This is a genomic window from Bacillota bacterium (genome assembly GCA_040755295.1).
Classification (GTDB): Bacteria; Bacillota; Desulfotomaculia; order Desulfotomaculales; family Ammonificaceae; genus SURF-55.
Window position 1 is genome coordinate 235,479 of record JBFMBK010000002.1, and the last position, 17,457, is coordinate 252,935.

General features: G+C 52.3%; 13 protein-coding genes, 1 tRNA gene and 1 rRNA gene. 2 read left to right on the plus strand and 13 right to left on the minus strand.

All coding sequences use genetic code 11. From position 1 onward, the window contains the following. Positions 1-114: 114 nt before the first annotated feature. The 8 genes from AB1500_03025 to AB1500_03060 form a co-directional block, all read right to left on the minus strand. Positions 115-2,046 (minus strand): FapA family protein, encoded by a 1,932-nt coding sequence (locus tag AB1500_03025; protein MEW6182137.1) that lies wholly within the window; start codon positions 2,044-2,046, stop codon positions 115-117. A gap of 1,071 nt (positions 2,047-3,117) precedes the next feature. Then, entirely contained in the window at positions 3,118-3,369 is a 252-nt protein-coding gene (locus AB1500_03030) for a hypothetical protein (GenBank protein ID MEW6182138.1), read from the minus strand. A gap of 516 nt (positions 3,370-3,885) precedes the next feature. Further along, positions 3,886-4,437, minus strand: a complete 552-nt coding sequence (locus tag AB1500_03035) for a LysM domain-containing protein (GenBank protein ID MEW6182139.1) — start codon at positions 4,435-4,437, stop codon at positions 3,886-3,888. A 142-nt stretch (positions 4,438-4,579) separates the two neighbouring features. After that, entirely contained in the window at positions 4,580-4,855 is a 276-nt protein-coding gene (locus AB1500_03040; protein ID MEW6182140.1) for a hypothetical protein, read from the minus strand. A gap of 192 nt (positions 4,856-5,047) precedes the next feature. Beyond that, a complete protein-coding gene (gene cybH / locus AB1500_03045) occupies positions 5,048-5,758 on the minus strand; it encodes a Ni/Fe-hydrogenase, b-type cytochrome subunit (protein ID MEW6182141.1) in 711 nt (236 codons plus the stop codon). A gap of 26 nt (positions 5,759-5,784) precedes the next feature. Next, positions 5,785-7,482, minus strand: coding sequence for a nickel-dependent hydrogenase large subunit (locus tag AB1500_03050; protein ID MEW6182142.1), 1,698 nt, complete (start codon positions 7,480-7,482; stop codon positions 5,785-5,787). A gap of 14 nt (positions 7,483-7,496) precedes the next feature. Next, entirely contained in the window at positions 7,497-8,564 is a 1,068-nt protein-coding gene (locus tag AB1500_03055) for a hydrogenase small subunit (GenBank protein ID MEW6182143.1), read from the minus strand. A 402-nt stretch (positions 8,565-8,966) separates the two neighbouring features. Further along, the gene (locus AB1500_03060) at positions 8,967-9,497 is read right to left on the minus strand and encodes a hypothetical protein (protein MEW6182144.1); all 531 of its coding nucleotides are present in this window, start codon (positions 9,495-9,497) and stop codon (positions 8,967-8,969) included. Between the two features lie 719 nt (positions 9,498-10,216). Between AB1500_03060 and AB1500_03065 the strand changes: the two genes are divergently transcribed. Beyond that, the gene (locus AB1500_03065; protein ID MEW6182145.1) at positions 10,217-11,080 is read left to right on the plus strand and encodes a S24 family peptidase; all 864 of its coding nucleotides are present in this window, start codon (positions 10,217-10,219) and stop codon (positions 11,078-11,080) included. A 110-nt stretch (positions 11,081-11,190) separates the two neighbouring features. Here the strand turns inward: AB1500_03065 and AB1500_03070 are convergent, their stop codons facing one another. The 4 genes from AB1500_03070 to AB1500_03085 all read right to left on the minus strand — a co-directional run bounded on the left by AB1500_03070 (position 11,191) and on the right by AB1500_03085 (position 15,963). Continuing rightward, positions 11,191-13,629 (minus strand): glycoside hydrolase family 31 protein, encoded by a 2,439-nt coding sequence (locus AB1500_03070; GenBank protein ID MEW6182146.1) that lies wholly within the window; start codon positions 13,627-13,629, stop codon positions 11,191-11,193. A gap of 406 nt (positions 13,630-14,035) precedes the next feature. Next, a tRNA-Leu gene (locus AB1500_03075) sits at positions 14,036-14,122 on the minus strand. Positions 14,123-14,232: 110 nt separating this feature from the next. Then, on the minus strand, positions 14,233-15,450 hold the full coding sequence (locus AB1500_03080; GenBank protein ID MEW6182147.1) for a cation:proton antiporter: 1,218 nt from the start codon (positions 15,448-15,450) through the stop codon (positions 14,233-14,235). A gap of 3 nt (positions 15,451-15,453) precedes the next feature. After that, on the minus strand, positions 15,454-15,963 hold the full coding sequence (locus AB1500_03085) for a cation:proton antiporter regulatory subunit (protein ID MEW6182148.1): 510 nt from the start codon (positions 15,961-15,963) through the stop codon (positions 15,454-15,456). A gap of 243 nt (positions 15,964-16,206) precedes the next feature. Between AB1500_03085 and AB1500_03090 the strand changes: the two genes are divergently transcribed. Further along, positions 16,207-17,292 carry a potassium channel protein gene (locus tag AB1500_03090; GenBank protein ID MEW6182149.1) on the plus strand — a complete coding sequence of 362 codons (1,086 nt, stop codon included), beginning with the start codon at positions 16,207-16,209 and terminating at the stop codon, positions 17,290-17,292. A 78-nt stretch (positions 17,293-17,370) separates the two neighbouring features. Here AB1500_03090 and rrf read toward each other — a convergent pair. Beyond that, positions 17,371-17,457, minus strand: a 5S ribosomal RNA gene (gene rrf / locus AB1500_03095); the annotation flags it as partial.

Consider the following 17,457-nt stretch of genomic DNA (forward strand, 5'->3'; position numbering starts at 1 on the left):
ATCTTACCATGACTTGCTGCTTGTTGTCAACAGAACCGTCCCCATGACACACCGAACCGTCCCCATGACACACCCTAATTGTTTTCGGAATTATCGTCCCATCGACATTCAAGATTATCCTACTTGATCGTTAAAACAACTTTCATTTGGAAGCCTTATTCCCTGCAATTCAACCTTTCCATTTTGGTCAATGGATATTTTTAGGTCTTTGTATGCGTGTTCGAATCTTATAAGGTGATTGCCAATATACGCAACAACACTGGGATAGACAAAGTCAATTCTTAGAATTTTACTTGCGGGAATAACGATTCTTGTAAGTTGGCAAAGCATAGACCCCGCTTCCGAGATGTAAACATTCCCCTGGCTCTCTATAGCACCCCCACGAAAAGTTCCACTTACATCTACGCTTCCGCCGGCGAATATAACTGTGTTGTAGCATCCCTGTCCGTATACAAATACATTTCCTGTAGATTCTATTCGAGAATTTAAAGCATAAGGGATAACAACCTTTGAACAATAAGAAATATTGTTATCTGCACATTCTTGGAGGAAACGGATATCTGAGGCTAAAATCCTCAAAAAGTCTGTGTCCTCAATGTCGGGAGTTAGTACCCCCGGAAGCAACTTCCTAAGGTGCCCTAGCAGGCCAATGACGCTTTTTGGAAGACTAAATGTGTTATTATTAATAATGCTGTGTAGTTCCGCTGCCATAGTTCTAAACTTCGGAAACTTAAAATCGATAAGATTCAATAGTGCAAGTCCTAACGGTACCTGCTGTTCCTGGACATCGGGACGGGCCATCACGACATCCGCCAAGTCAGCCAAAGCTTCCGCCTCCGATGCTATACCGGACAACAATGCTTTTGCATTCCGCGTAAAATGGGAGGCATGACAACCCGCTTGGATGGTTGACGTAAATATGTTTTCATCTATAGATACATTCCCGCCGCACTTTATAGAAGCAAAGGAAACGAAGCCCTGTATATTTACATTGCCTAAAGCATGCAGTATAGTTCCATCAAGAACATTTCCGTTAACTTGGACATCTCCTCGAAAACGAATATTCTCTTTTGTGACCGAGACGTCACCGGAATGCACGAAAAGTGGATTCACGCTAAATGTATAGGTTGATCCCTGCTTAAGCACACACGGACGACCCGCCGTCTTTGCTACGACGGTTTTACCGTCCTTCGTTATCCCCGTATTCGAGCCAGCCACTAATCTAATAGGTTTAGGCGGTATTGGAGCAATGTTCTTACCTGTAACATCCACCCCAGGTCGACCTGTTGCCCCGGGTTTTTTTATCGCCAGGACGGTTTCCGCTTCTACCGAAAAAACCTTAGCATTAACCTCTTTTTGATCTTCGGGATGATTGCTGTTGTCCTCCGTTAGCGGAAAAAAGAATTCTATCGTTTCATCAATAGGTTTTCCCGGAGGGGATCCCGTAGCTATTTTAAAAACGCCTTGAATGGGTTGATTGGTAATCCTCTTAATAAGAGCATAATCAACACCGTAAGATACCCCTTGTTGCTCCATCAGCGCCATAACGTCGTTGTAATCGGCGGAACAAAAGATATCAGTTTTCTTTAACAACTTAAGGTAGGCCTTTTCTCGCGGCGGCTGATCGGCAAGTTGATAGCTTGTAACCATGTCAGGAGATATTTCCAGAAATGCTTCTATTCTATCACTACTTATATTTATCTTAATAAATCCATTAGTGACCTGCGGTTCAGGGAGCACTACCTGCAAATGATCGTTTTTCTTTACGGTCACCTTCCCAGTATGACGCTCCCCATTAACAAGCAAGACTAATGTGTCAGGAACAACGACTTCAGCTGAAGCGTTTTCTGTCTCGCCGCCCACAATAATTACGCCGTTTTTTACCGAAGCAAATCCCATAAGATTATTAGCTGTTTGGCCATCCTTTGCCTTAAACTCAGCTATAGGATCCACCGTAAGCGTATCTTTTGGCACCTTTTGGTGCATTTGTTTTTGCTGTGGATCAAAAACTTCCTTGAGAATATTGCGGAAATCCTCGCTAAGCAATTTAATCCCTCCCAAGCCACCGGTAAGAAATAAAAAAATTATCTGGTGTAGAGAATTTAATTTTGCATGTTAAGTAATGTCTAAATTCGGAAGTTTTGCTGTGTTTATTGCCTTCTTACCAGATAATAGTTTTGTTCAAATAAAATAAAGTTCCTTTATGAACAACATATTAGCTAATTATTACATCGGATGATAACCCCTTGACCTTAACCTAAATTAACCATAATATCGATAATACTTAATATTTAATTAAAATAAATTGAATTTACTCCTTATAATTATTTATACCACCCAGTAGGCTAGTCCGGCAATTATCCGCATTTTTTATTATGATGCACCTAATTACAACCCCGGTGTGATCGCTGCGAACACCGCCTGCCATGCAGTATTGTACATACGCGTTTCGGCCGATGAACAGACCCGAACTGGAGCAATGGGATCAGGTCTAGAAATAGCAGTTTTTTGCTTACTCTTCTCGAAATCGCTTTGCTTACCGTAGTATAGTGAATTCCCAGATAATCCGCATTCTTTAAGTGTATGCCCCAGATTTGCATTTGGATATTCTCGCACCGGAAACAAAAAACCTTTCTTCTTTGGAGAGATTTGAACATTAATGCCTTCCTTACATTAGTTGCCAGTTGGGGGGGTTAGGGGCTAGGGGGTTGAAGGGCGAAGATGATTGATTAAGTGTGGTTTGGGGGTTGGAGTTTGTAGGCGGGGGGTCTGATGCTTTCTGGTTGGGCGATAAACAGCACTATTCCGCATTATCAACTACCTTCCTTAACTTCGGCACAATACGTACTCCTGTTCTCCAGCACTCAGAAAACAAGATAGCACGAGAGAAACACAAGACTTTTACTTTGTTCTTATCTTAAAAGGTTGGCTGAGTGCTGGGTTCCTTGCATACAACCGCAGTGGCATGGGAGAATTAATCACTCTAAACATGCCTCAAGCAAATAAGTTAATATGTTTGGTGCCTGGCACCTCCCGCTGCTTCATGGCACCTCCCGCTGCTTCATGGCACCTCCCGCTGCTTCATGGCACCTCCCGCTGCTTCAATTACCGCTCCCTTCACCTATAACGCCCTTCCTTAACCAAGTCCGCCGTATTGATTTTCACAGGCCCTAGGCGTGCCCGGCGGGTATCCAATCGCCTGTCCACCGCCCTGGCAGTCACCGAAACGGCCGACTCTTCCTGAGCCAGTTTTTCACGAATTGCCTCTTCACAAAAGCTGCTTATAGTCGTATCCCCCCTGGCTGCAGCCAGCTTCAAACGCCGCCGTAATTCGGGATTGCTGAGATAGATACTCACTTTATAAGTCATTGCAACTACCTCAAGGATATTTTAACCTTTTTTGCTCCTTAGCGTTAAGTCGCTAAAAAGCTACTGTTCAATTTGAGTACTAAGCCAAAAAACCTTTGTTTGTAACATATATTCCCGGTTAGGGAGAGACTGAGGGGTTAGAGGGCGGAGATAAATAGGCTTCCCTACCGGTGTATGCCGGAGGTTGGGAAATGAGAAGTGCGAGGTTGGAGGTGAGAAGAATCAAGGAATTCGAGCGAGCTTCTCCGTGTCAGCGTGGACATCCCTCCCGCAAAGCGTTCCTTGCATACAACAGCAGCGGCACAGTGGATTTCGTTTACATGACATTTTTAATTTGTCTAGATTGTCTTCGCAATCATCTTCAAGAATCCCGCAGTCAGGAAGGTGGGGGCAGGTCTTGAAAACAGCGGCAATGGTTTTCCCTCTCAAATAGCAGGAGCACCTTTCCCTTAAAAGGTGCTCCCTTCCGTTTTAGTCGTCCCCCGCAAAGAATGGGTGGTGGTTCGGTCCGATGCGCTATAACGGTACGCAGATGGGCTGGCCGATTTGCAGGTTGTTGGGGTCGATGCCGGGGTTGGCGGCGATGATTGCCTGAACCGACGTGCCGTACCGCTGCGCAATCGAGTATAGCGTGTCACCAGGACTGATTTGGTAAATCAGTCCGCCGGTACACGGTATTCCCGGACCGCCGCCGGGTGCGGGAGGCAGGCAGATTTGCTGGCCGATCTGAAGATTGTTGGGATTAATGCCCGGATTGGCGCCCAATAGCGCTCCTACCGTATAGCCAAAACGTCCGGCGATCGAGTATAACGTGTCTCCGGGCTGGATGGTGTACAAACGGCCGCCGCAAGGGCCGCCCGGGGGAGCGGGTACGGGGCCGGGCGCTATCGTGGGAATACAGATGCTTTGTCCGATTTGCAGGTTGTTCGGGTTCACTCCCGGATTGGCCGCGATCAGCGCATCCACGGAAACGCCGTACCGGAGAGCGATGTTATAAAACGTGTCGCCTGCGCGGATTACATACAAAGTCCCGCCCGGGCAAGCCTGCCGGTAAAACTGGCTTTCCAATGAAATATTCACCTCCTGTTATAATTTGTTACAAGCGTTTATACATCCTATGCCATGCGTTTTTCTATGTGCTATCGGGTATTTAACCTTTATGAGAGTTGATGCCGGTGGGAAGTCCGGAATGGGTGTGAGGTAACAGGGGTTATTCGGTAATCACGCCTAAGATCAGCGATTTATTGAAAGAACCGCTGCGCGGCACGTGCAGGATGGGTTTATTCTGATTCCTTGCGTTTTCCAACAAAGGATGGTTTTTTAAATCGTCGCATTCTCCTTCAATCACCACGAGCAATTCCGCAGCGCTTATATCCTCCTCAAGCGGCAGCATCCTGCCGTTCAGGGAGGCGACTGTTTCGGCGTACTCCCGTTCTTTTTCCGGCGACCCAAGGACCATAATCCTTTTACCGATAATCCTGTTCAAGCCGCATAACCTCCGCATAATAATACAAGATGCGACATATTTTTACGGCCACTTCCCTATTTTTCAAGCCACGCCTTAAATAAATAAACCACCCGGTTCGGGTGGTATAGGGAAAACGGTGCAACGTAAAAAGCCCGGACCGGCTTTTTTCGCCATCCCGGGCTTTGGGAACCTTAATGCGGCTTAATGGTCTTAGTCTTCGGGTTTTTCGCCGACGGCGGCGGCTTCCCTGTAGGCAAGGTCCCGGTACGCATCCGGCTGTTCTTCGGTCTTGTAACCGCCGAACATGCTTGTCAGCGTGCCGTTGCGCTCCTCGATCTCCGCCAGGACGCTCATATACAGATGGACAATCAAGAAAGCGGCGAAGACCCACATCAGGAGGTGGTGCGTCAGACGCAGGTTCTGGTTGCCGAACAGGGGCAGCAGCCAGCCGAACGCGCTCCGCCAGAACCCGTCCTGGTACGCTTCCGCATAGAGGGCGAAGCCGATCAGGCCCTGACCCAGGATCAGCAGCAATACGATAAGGTAACTGAGTCCCGCCACCGGGTTGTGTCCCAGAACCTCGGGGCGCTTTCGCGTGAGGAAGAGGTAGTACTTGACCTGCCTCCAAAATAAGCTCCGGCGCACACCGCCGACAGGGATCCAATCCCGGAACCGGGCGTATTCGTTGCCGGTAAAAAACCAGTAGAGCCTTATCAAGCAGGCTATACCGAGGACGAACGCCGCCACAAAATGAACGGCGCGCATCCAGCCCATCAGGTAGGAAGAAGAGGCTTCACCGGACGCTGTGAGGAACGGGAAGCCTATATAGTAGCCGGTAACCGCCAACGAAAACATACTGATCACCGCAACCCAGTGAAAGAGCCGTACCGGGGCCTCCCATACAAGAACTCGCTTCTGCATTTATTCTCCCCCCTTAACGTACACGCTTACTGTTTCCGGCGGCCGGGTTCCAGAAGGTGAACCGCGCAGGCTATGCACGGGTCGAAGGAATGTATCGTGCGCAAAATTTCCAACGGTTTATCGGGATCCGCAACCTCGGTGCCCTTGAGGGCCGCTTCGTACGCGCCGGGTTGACCGCCGGCGTCCCGCGGGGAAGCGTTCCAGGTGGTGGGCACGATGCACTGGTAGTTTTCGATCTGGCCGTTTTTAATCCTTATCCAGTGGCCCAGCGCGCCTCGGGGCGCTTCCGTCCAGCCCCAGCCTTCCGCTTCGGCGGGCCAGGTGGACGGTTCCCAGTGCTTTTGCTCGTGGATGCGCAGGTCTCCCTTGCCGAGGTTGACCGCCAGTTCGTCGGTCCACGGTATCAGTTGCTCGGCCATCACCACCGTTTCGATGCAGCGGGCCGCTGTCCGGCCCAGCGTGGAAAAGAGCGCCGCCGGCCCGACGCCTAACTTCGACAGCGCGGCGTCCACCCAGTACTTCACCCTTTCATGTCCCGAGGCGTAAGCGACCAGCATCCGCGCGAGCGGCCCCACTTCCACGGCTTTGTCGTCATAACGCGGGGCTTTAAGCCACGAGTACTTCCCCTTTGTGTCCAGGGATTCATAAGGCGGGTTGGGACCCGTATATTTGGGTTTGGTCTCCCCCTGCCACGGGTGCATGGGTTTGCCGTCATCCTGGTAAGAGTACCACGAGTGCGTTACGTACTCGTTTATCTTCTCCTGATCAACCGGATGAACCTTACCGAGGTCCCGGTTCAGGATAACCCCGCGGGGCAGGAAGAGGTTGCCGGGATTGTCGTTGTCCCGCGTATCGGTAAGCGGAAAGTCGCCGTAGGAGAGGAAGTTGCCCAACCCCTCGCCGATGCCCGCCCATTCCAGGTAGAACGGCGCCACCGCCAGCACGTCCGGCAGGTATACCTTGTCGACGAATTCCTTTGCTTTGGCGAAAAGCCCTTTTAGATTGGCGATGCTGTCGGCGTTAAGCGCCGCCTGGCTGTTCGGGTCCGCCGCGCCGGCCATCCCGCCTACCAGGTACGTCTGTAGGTGCGGGTTCTTGCCGCCGAGGATCGCGTGGGCCTTAATGACCTCCCGCTGCCACTCCAGCGCCTCCAGATAGTGGGCCACGGCCATGAGATCGGCTTCCGGCGGCAGCTTGTACGCCGGGTGCCCCCAGTAAGCGTTCGCGAAGGGACCCAGCTGCCCGCTTTTTACGAAGGCCGCGACGCGTTCTTTGATTCCTTTGAAGTAGGTCGCGCTGGACTTGGGCCAGTCGGAGACGGACTGCGCCAGCCGGGACGTTTTATCCGGGTCCGCGTCCAACGCGCTGACGATATCGACCCAGTCCAGGGCATGCAGGTGATAGAAGTGGATGACGTGGTCCTGAACGTACTGAATCGCTTCGATGATGTTGCGTATCATCCGTGCGTTCGGCGGGATCTGGACGCCGAGGGCGTCTTCCACCGCGCGCACGGAGGTGATGGCGTGAACCGTCGTGCACACGCCGCATATCCGCTGGGTAAAAACCCAAGCATCCCTCGGGTCGCGTCCCTTCAGGATGGTTTCGATCCCGCGGAACATGGTGCCGCTGCTCCACGCCTCGCCGATTTTTCCACCCGAAACCTCCGCTTCGACCCGCAGGTGTCCTTCGATACGGGTTACGGGGTCAATTACAATCTTGGGCACATTTTACCCCTCCCTTAACTATTATCTTTGTTCTCTTCGGCTTTTGCTTTGTTCCGCCGCACCGCGGTCCCTACCACATGTGTAACGACCCCCGCGGCGGCGGCAGCGGCAAGACCGATCCCGATCTTATCCGCGCCGGACTCCACCGAGAAACCCGGTACATTCGGCAGCCGCCGGTAGAAGGGCGTCATCGCGTCCCAGAAACCCGGCTGAGTGCAGCCGATGCAGCCGTGGCCGGCGCCTACCGGCCAGTTGGTTCCCTCGTTCCACCTGACGGTGGGACAGTTGCTGTAGCATTCGGGGCCCTTGCAGCCCATTTTGTACAGGCACCAGCCCTTCCGGTGCCCCTCGTCCCCCCAGGCCTCGACGAACTGACCGGCGTCAAAGTGAGCGCGGCGTTCACAGTTGTCGTGGACCCGTTTGCCGTATGCGAACAAAGGTCTGCCGTATTCATCCAGTTTGGGTAATGATGCGTAGGTGAGATAATGAACCACCGTTGCCGTTATGTTCACCGCGTTTACGGGGCACCCGGGAAGGTTTATCACCGGTACGCCCTTGACCAGGTCCCGCACGCCCACGGCGCCGGTGGGATCTGGTTTTGCGGCGGCCAGCCCGCCGAAAGAGGCGCAACTGCCCACAGCGATGATTGCGGCGGCGCCCTTGGCTGCCTCGGACAGCAGTTCCATCGCGGTCCGTCCGCCTACGCAGCAGTAAAGACCGTTTTCCTTGGTGGGGATAGAGCCCTCCACGATAACGAGGTGCCCGCCGGTCTTGATCGCTGCTTCCTTAGCTTCTTCCGCCTGCCGTCCCGCCGCCGCCATGATCGTTTCGTGGTAGTCCACCGACAGCACGTCCAACACGATCTCAGCGGCAGTCGGGCGGGAAGCGCGCAGGAACGATTCGCTGCACCCGGCACAATCCTGGAATTCCAGCCATACTACCGAAGGCCGGCGGACTGATGCCAGCGCCTCGGCGATCCTGCCGATCCCTTCTGCCGGAACAGCCAGCACAGCGCCGATAACGCCGCAAAACTTCAGAAAATCCCGGCGGGAAATCCCTTTGCGCTCCAGGGCGGCAAGCATTCCTTCTTCCCCGACAACCTTATTGTCTGTAGCGTTCTTCCGCCACTCCGCCATTTAGTAATCCTCCCTCCATAGTCAGGTGATTAACGATATAAACAAGAGGTGTAATAGTGTCTCTTCTTGGCGCCTGCACCCCCTCGTTCTCCTGAATGAACCACTTTCGTCCTTTCTAATGGCTCACATTCCATTTACTTATGACCAAGCGAGCAAATAGTTACTTTTATTTCCATACATTTTTATTATACCAACAAATATCGTCATATTCCAGCATATTTCTTAATTATACAGGAAGTATTTATTCTCATGAGTGGTTATAAATAGTCGATATGTGTCGTTATTGTACACTGACTTTTTTTTGAACATATCAATTATGGGGTTTGACGTCAGAGTGGTATTACACGTTCAGGGTTTGTTCCAGGTGGGAGAAAGATAACGTATGTTTGCGACTACGAGCTGAGCTTTATCGTTTACATAATAGTCTATACTGACATCGTCGTCCGTATAGAATTCCTGACCGCGTCCTATCGGATAAAGGAAGGTCTTGGCCTCTTCGTCAACCTTTACCTGTATGAAGTTATTATCAACGCGCCCTATATAAACGCCGATTACCCTTTGAGTTTGAGGGGCAGGGGGCTGGGACGGCTGCCCGGTGTCCGGAGCAGGAGTCGGAGTCGGAGCGGGAGTAGGCGTGGGCGCCGGTGCGGGAACCGGGGTCGCCGGGGCGGGCGTCGGAGACGGGGCCGGGCTGGGAGCCGTTTTGGGCTCTGAGACTGTTTCGGGTTTCTGAACGGTACCGGGTTGGGTAACGCTCGGCTTCTTTGCGGATTCCGGTCTTTTGCCTCTTTCTACATAGAAGGCCGTCGCCCCGCCGAGCAACAGGGCAAAAACACATACGATCGCAACAACCCATACAGGAACCTTTTTATAAGCCATACCCGATCCTCCGCCGTCCCGTAAAAAACCGGTGGCTTATAGGATAACCGGCGGACCGGCTTTGTATTACGATTTCGACCTGATGGAAGCACGACTGCGGTGTTTACAGGTTTATTTTAATAAAAAAGCTCGACATATAAAATAATCACCCGTCCATTAACGAGTGACTGTACGGTCGCCACAGAAATACAACTGCAAAACCGCTAAACAGAGCAAATGCCTTGGGTAAAATGCTGAATTACTTTGAAAGACCTTTATTTATTTTACTGGGACGCTTTGTAGGGATGACAATCGGATCATCCTTCCCTGTCTTGGGCGCTTTCCGACTAAGACTCCCCCTCCCGGCAGGTTCCGCCGGCACGCCGCTCAGGTCTGTCCCGCATTCGTAACATTTGCCCTGGGTTGACGCACTGTAATTATCCGCCCCGCACACGGGACAGATCTGCACGTTCAACGAAAACACCTCCCACCCGTAACAAGAACCCGCCCCGGTCGAGGCCCTTTGCCCCGGCCGCGGCTCGTACGCCTGTCCTTGAATATCGGCAGGCGTTTCTATCTGATTCCTGGGGTCTTACAACCATCTATTGTCGCATTCGTGCAAAGCAAGCTTATCACAATCCCTGTTCAAATGCAATAATTTATTAAAAGTTTTGTTTTATGACAATCTATCGTTGCATCCGTGCGACGACGCGTTTATAATAATCAGGGGTGATTGGACATTGGGCAAGGGCATATTCGGTATTTGGTTACAGGAAAAACGTGCAAAGGCCGGTTACGAAAGCCAGGGGGCTTTGTCCCGCGCATGCGGCATTGATCATTCCACGGTCGCCAGGTGGGAGCGCGGCGACGTAAAACCGATGCCCGAAAACCTGAAAAAACTTGCCCCATTCCTGGGAGTGTCGTTCGAAGAACTAATGGCTGCCGTAGGTTATATTTCCGACGTCCAAAAACCTGACGCCGGGCCGGATTATTCGCCAACCCGCAAGGCGGTCGAACAACCTGATCGTTTAAAGGAAGAAACCGGGGCGCCCTATCGACTTCCGGCCCTCGGGAGCAGGATACCGCTGTTGGTTGCCGTCACACCGGGGACAACGGATGTCGAGCCGGCTGGCGGGTATATCGAGGTTCCTTCCGGCATTCAGGCCGACTTCGCGGTGCGTGTGGCCGGAAATAACATGTCCCGCGCAGGCGTTGCGGACGGCGATATAGCCATCTGCCGGAACGCGTCCCCCGCAGAGTTACGTTCCGGCCGGATTGTGGCGGCGTCATTGAAAGAAATGAATTGGGGAATAACCGTGAGGTTCTACGTCGAGCAGGACGGGAGGAAGCTCCTGCGGGCGGCAAACCCGGGGAACAAAGACGTCACGGTAGACGGCGACGCGCACCGCATCGCCGGGGTGGTCGTCAAGTTCCTGAAGGACCCTCCGGCGCTTGACCGTTACCGGCGGCTTACCGACGCCCACTCGGAGTCACCGGAATGGGCCTCGCTGATAGCCCTGACGAAAAGCGCCGGGCTTACGCCCCACGACCTGGCGCAATATGTGGAAACCGTGAGAAAAGCAAGCCTGAAAGCCGGAAGATGACAACTCTTTAAGAAATAAAACGGCCGCAAGTTACAGGTCCCGTCTCCCGACTTCCGACTTATATATTCTACATTCTATATTCTAACTACTGACTACTGACTACTGACTACTTAAAGAATAAACCTTCCTTTCAAAGGAAACGTCGGTTTATTTATGGTAACCATCGTCCACATTTCATTTATGGGATCGGGCGCCAAGGAATGGCTATACCACGAATCAAGCCTTAATTTTCGTATCGGGTGGTTCAAGCGGATATGCAGGGTTTTGGGAGGCCGGTATCCCGCAGGCGTTCTCCCAAACCGTTTTAAACGGATTTCCCACTCTATGCGCCCTGTGCCCGTTCCCGCCCGAACCTCATAGGCAAGAAGCGATTCACGGTCATAATACTCCACAACCGTTCCTTGGGCCCTATCCTTCAGGGTGATGATTATTTCAAGGGAGTCCAAGGACCGATCGGGTATATAAGAGGGCGGGTCCGGGTAAACCGGTATGACTGCATTTTCGCCGATAAACAGGGGCAGATCGGTGTCTTCCTCCGCAACCGTTTCATATACCTCCCCCCCTTCATGCTCCTTGCGGCACCACCACGAGTACCATCTGCCCGGGGGGAAACAGCAGGTCCGGGTCGGCGCCGGGTCCATCAAGGGAGCAACCAGAAGATGGGGCCCGAGTAAAAACTCGGTTTCATAAAATTCCTGATGGTTCAGCGTCAGGCTTACAGGGGCGTGGTAAAAAATCGGCCTCATCACGGGCTGGCCGTTGTACGCGGCTTCGTAGAGAAGGGAATACAGGTAGGGAATAAGCCGGTACCGCAGTTTAATGGCCTTGCGGGCGCTTTTTTCCACTTCCGGGCCGAACGTCCACGGCTCGCGGTCGCCGGTATTCCTCCTCGCGTGGGTCCGGCTGTGAGGATACAAGGCGCCCTGGAGAATCCATCGCTCATAGAGTTCCGGCGACGGCGTTCCGTGGTAACCGCCGATGTCCGGCCCCACAACCGGCTGGCCGGAAAGACTCAGGTTCAGGATCATCGGGATGCCCGCCCGGAAATGCTCCCAGTCGCTGCCGTTGTCTCCCGTCCATGTCACCGCATACTTTTGCCCCCCTAAATAGGTCGATCTTGTAATGACATAGGGCAAGCGGGTGGTTCTAAAGAGTCCTTCGTAGGTGGCCTTCGACATCAGGTAGCCGTATGCGTTATGCACCTGCCGGTGAGGCAGCCTTCTTGTTTCGGACGCCTTATGGATCGCATACGGGGGAAGCGTGCGGCGCAAATCAAAGGTGGAAGGCTCGTTCATATCGCACCATATACCGTCCACTCCGGATTTTACGAATTCCTCCACCATTCCCCCCCACCACTCTCTAACCAAGGGGTTGACAAAATCGGGAAAACAACTCGGGCCGGCCCAGACGTTTCTTTTCACATAACCCCCACCGGGATCAAGGACGAACATCCCCTTTTCGACGCCCGTTTCGTAAGGGGCGTAACCGGGCTCGGTCTTCAGGCCGGGGTCCAGGATGGCGACCAGTTTGAATCCGCTTCCGTGCAGTTCCCGTATCAGTTCAAGGTAATCGCTGAAGGCTTCTCCCCACGTGAAACATTTGTACCGGTCCATATAGTCGATATCGAGGTAAATGGTATCGCAGGGAATGTCCCTTTTTCTGAACTCCGCCGCGATTTCCCTGACGCGGGAGGAGGGGGTGTAACTCCAGCGGCTCTGCTGATAGCCCAGGGCCCATTTCGGCATAGGAGGCAGCGCGCCGGTCAAGGAGGTCAACTGGCGCATCAGTTCCGGCATGGTCGGCCCCAGCAAGACGAAGTAACTTATTTCACTGTCTCTGACGGAATACTTCATTCTCTTGCCGTCCGCCGAAAACTTAAACACGGAGTAATTAGGGTTGTCGAAAACCAGCCCGATCGCGGGTCCGTCGGTTAACTGGAATATGACCACCGGCCAGGACTGGTATAACGGGGTAACCCCTTGTTTATAGACCAACGGAAAAGTATTCCACATGATAATGGTTTGACCGGCTTTGTTCATGGGCGGGGTATTCTCACCCAGTCCGAACACTTTTACGCCGCCGGGCCATAAAACATGTTTCTTTACCAGAAGCCAATCCCTGGTGACTTGGGGAGACAACGGCTCGGCCATGACCAAATCCGAACCGATCAGGAAGGAAAGGGTTCCTTTCGCTGCGTCAACCGACAAACGGGCTTTCAAGCCGTTTGTTAGCGCATATGTGAATTCCACGGTGTCCTTTGTTTCGCGCATCTTCCATCCGTAACGGTCCTTGTTTGAGAGATCAATCGTCAAGGAATCATGCTCCAATAAGGGCGCCTTATTATGCGCACCCCTGATATAGACCTTAAATATGCCGCGGTTGAAGGGACCGGAAACGATTTTTCCGTATTTGTTTTTAAGGATTACATGGTCCCGCCCGGCGTATTCGATATGGTTGTTCCTGAGTGCAAGGCCTTGTTGTGGCGGTATTTTGGTGGTCAGTAATCTTTGAGCGGCTAAAAGCAGCTTCTTCCGTAGGATTAATACCATGATAAGCACCTCAGCAGATGACGTCAATGCAATGCGCTTAGTTCTCTTGGGGGAACATTATGTTATGCTCCTCGCCGCCGTGCCTGTCCGGAAATCCACCGTGCAGTACCGGGATTCATTAACGCAAGCCGCAGGCGCCGCGCTTCAGTTAATGGATCCGTACAACAAAAAGGCCCCGCATAAAAACGCGGAACCCTTGATGCGGAGCAACGATCTCCAACCACCTTTATACGTGTGCCCAAAATGTGCCCACGACCGCCGAAGATACTCAGGGCGCAACATCCCCGCTTCATTAGCCGGTAACAAAATGGAGCGTTTAGCATAAACGGCTGCAAACCGCCCCGTAATTAAAATCCCCGCAACCGCTGGTAAAACCAGTAACTGCGGGGTTTTTTACTTCCTTCTATGGTGCGGCAGAGAGGATTTGAACCTCCACGAGCGTAATGCCCACTAGATCCTGAGTCTAGCGCGTCTGCCGTTCCGCCACTGCCGCGTGCACTAATAATTATAGTTCAATACACCCCCTTTTGACAAGGGGCACAGTTCTCCAAATGAAGCCGAACAACCCTCTAAAGCTAAGGACGTTAACAGGGCCGGCGCTTGCTACCCGGCAAAGGATTCTGTTTTATGGCGTGACAGCAACCGCCACGCCTTATCCAGACCGAGATAAATCGATCGGGATTTCTTGGCGAGGACGGGGCTGATGATTGAAAGGAGCAGGATATAAAGCGCGGCAAGCGGCTGCAAAATACCCGCCGAACCCGAAGCGCCCGCAAGCCCGGCGGCGATCACCGCGAACTCACCGCGGGCAAAGAGGGTACAGGCTACGTTTACCAACGGTCTGCCGCGATAACCGCAAACCCAAGCGCCGGCAATGCCGGCGATAAAATTGCCCGCTATGGTTGCCCCCAATGCGGCCAAGACGAGCAATGCCACCGGCGCAAACTGGCGGCAGTCGATTCCCATTCCGAAAGAAAAGAAAAAAACAGCGCCGAAGAGATCGCGAAGCGGCGTTACCAATTGTATGATTCGCTTGACATGAGAGGTCTCAGCAAGAACCAATCCTAAAAGCAAAGCGCTTACGGCCTCCGTGACACCCGCCTTTTCGGCCATTACGGCCATAATCACAAGGAGGGTAAACACCACCATGATCAGCGGTTCCCCGCTGCGGAAATTCAACCATCGGTCAAGATAAGGACTCATAAAACGGCCCAGGCCGAGAACCGCAAAAATAAAAGCCACCGTAATAAAACCGGCCATTAAGCCCACAACAAACGATGTTCCCTGCGCCAGGAAATATCCCGAAAGGACGGAAAGATAGACGGCCATAAAGGCGTCCTCGAAAACCATGATGCCCAGTATCAATTCCGTCTCCGGGTTCGCCGTGCGTTTCAGCTCAACCAGGAGCTTGGTGACAATAGCGCTGCTCGAAACAGTGGTAATACCCGCTACAACAAGCGCTTCCGGCCATGAGTGAAAAAACAGCCAGCCGAGGCCGACACCCCGCAGAAAGTTTAGCGTAACGTAAATGGTTCCGCCTTTTAAAATGGTGACCCCGCTTTTTATGACCCGGCCCGCCGAAAATTCCAGACCCAGGTAGAAAAGCAACAACAGCATCCCCAAACGGCTGAATAACTCAACCGATTCTGTGCTTTTAACCAAGCGAAAATCGAACCCGGCGCCGTAGGGCGCGTGCGGTCCGAATAACACACCGAGAAGAATTAGAAGCGGTATGGAAGAAAAATGTAACTTGCGGGCTGAAACGACCGCCACCGTGGCCATAAGAAAAACAAATACAATATTATACAGCAAATCGTTCAATCATTACCCTCCTTCGACGCTCACCATCCTTTCAAACTCCTCAAGGGCGTCCCTTCGAGCTGCCGCGATGACGGTTTGTCCGGGAGTGAAAACATATCCCGGGCCGGGATTGATCGCTGCGGTCCTTTTCTTTCCTTTTCCTGCGTCTTCGATAACCGCAACTATGTTAACACCGTATTTCTTGCGAAGTGACAGGTCTCCGATGCTTTTACCCGCCAGCGGCGCATTCGGCGCTATCTTCAGCCACTCGATGTGGAGTTCGGCGATCGCCGACTCCAGTTTTTCCAAAAGCTTCGGCTGGTAAAACGCGCCGCCGATGATGGAGCCGACCTGCCGCGCCTCTTGATCGGTTAGCGTTACTGAACAGAGGGGTTCTTCTTCTTCCGGTGCGAAGCAAAACAACTCGCGGTTGCCCTCATCATAAATGACAACCGTGAACCGGTCACCGCTGTCCAGCCGCACAACATACTTCTTGCCGAGTCCCGGCAGCTCGGCTTCCTTGATCTCACCCATTTTGCACACCCCCCCAATAAAAAGCTTAAATTTGTCATAGCTCACCCACATCATAGCATCGGAGAACAGGCTCTTACAATCCCTTTAAGCACCGGTATAGGCACCCGGATCCCCTCAACCAACCAAATTCCTGTAGTCTGCGTATAGTATTACAAACCGGAAGCCGGTTAATTTTATCCTCTTCCGGCCGAAAAAAAGGGGTAGCAACAACTTTATAGAAGCTCCTATTTCGGAGGGCCAGAAATGACCGTACCACGCTATCAAAGCCGGATCGGCAACCAAAGGGTTTTTCGTACGGCTCTACGTTTCTTCTACTTTATAGCTTTTTTCGGGGCAGCAATTTGTGTGCTTGGTACCTTCCTGGTGGCTCACTTTGAGAAGCTGCCGCTTTTTGACGCCTTCTACCTTATAGTTATCACTCTGGCTACAGTAGGTTACGGGGATATCCACCCTGTTACCCAGATAGGGAAAATAGTCATAATGCTTTTGATTGTCTTTGGGGTGGGTTTTGTCTCGTTATCAGCCTCCATAATGGTCGCCACGCTTGTTGAGGGACATATTATCAATTACTGGAGGGAAAGGAAAATGGAAAAGAAAATTACGAAACTGAAAAACCATATAATCGTTTGCGGATTAGGCCGCGCCGGAACCGCAGCAATAAAACAGCTTGAACGCGAAAGGACCGATTTCGTCGGAATCGATCTTAATGAACGTCACGTGGAAGCGCTTAAAGAACGAAACTACATGGTAATTAACGGAGACGCCACGGAAGACGATATACTGAAGTTAGCCGGGATCAAGCTTGCCCGGAGTATTATCTCGGCGCTCCCGAGCGACTCAGCAAATATACTTATCACAATGGCCGCAAAGGACTTGAACCCAAGTATTCGCGTTGTAGCCCGCGCAGACCACCCGGAAAACATAACCCGCTTGAAACGCGCCGGCGCCGATTGGGTTACCGCGGTCGGCGTCCCCGGAGGCTCGCGGCTGGCCCTGGCGGCTTTGAAACCAACCACGGTGGATTTCGTACACAGCGTCCTTGAGCGTCGTCACGCAGCGTATAAACTGGAAGAACTTCTTATAGAAGAAGGTTCATTTCTCTCCGGCAAACAGATAAAGGAATCCCGTTTGAAAGAAGAATACGGCGCTCAACTCTTGGCAATTGTCCGGGATGACGTTACAATGGCCAACCCCGGGGCTGACGAGCAGATCCTGGCCGGTGATGTAATAATTGTTTTCGGTGAGGCCGACAGACTCGCCATGCTGGAATCTTCTCCCGGAACGGCTTGCGCGCTCTTATCCAGCGAAATTACGGAACAACAACCCTAATACAAATTACCCCTGAACTAACACCTAAAAATAAAATTAAAAGACACCCGGCTTAATTGTCGGGTGTCTTTTAATATTTTCCGGCGGCGTCCTGCTCTCCCGGGGCGTTACCACCCAAGTACCATCGGCGCTGGAGGGCTTAACTTCCGTGTTCGGGATGGGAAC

Coding starts and splice junctions, on each gene's coding strand:
- AB1500_03060 (MEW6182144.1), bottom strand. CDS start 9,497: ATGGCTTATAAAAAGGTTCCTGTATGGGTTGTTGCGATCGTATGTGTT.
- AB1500_03030 (MEW6182138.1), bottom strand. CDS start 3,369: ATGACTTATAAAGTGAGTATCTATCTCAGCAATCCCGAATTACGGCGG.
- AB1500_03055 (MEW6182143.1), bottom strand. CDS start 8,564: ATGCTTGCCGCCCTGGAGCGCAAAGGGATTTCCCGCCGGGATTTTCTG.
- AB1500_03085 (MEW6182148.1), bottom strand. CDS start 15,963: ATGGGTGAGATCAAGGAAGCCGAGCTGCCGGGACTCGGCAAGAAGTAT.
- AB1500_03070 (MEW6182146.1), bottom strand. CDS start 13,629: ATGGTATTAATCCTACGGAAGAAGCTGCTTTTAGCCGCTCAAAGATTA.
- cybH (MEW6182141.1), bottom strand. CDS start 5,758: ATGCAGAAGCGAGTTCTTGTATGGGAGGCCCCGGTACGGCTCTTTCAC.
- AB1500_03090 (MEW6182149.1), top strand. CDS start 16,207: ATGACCGTACCACGCTATCAAAGCCGGATCGGCAACCAAAGGGTTTTT.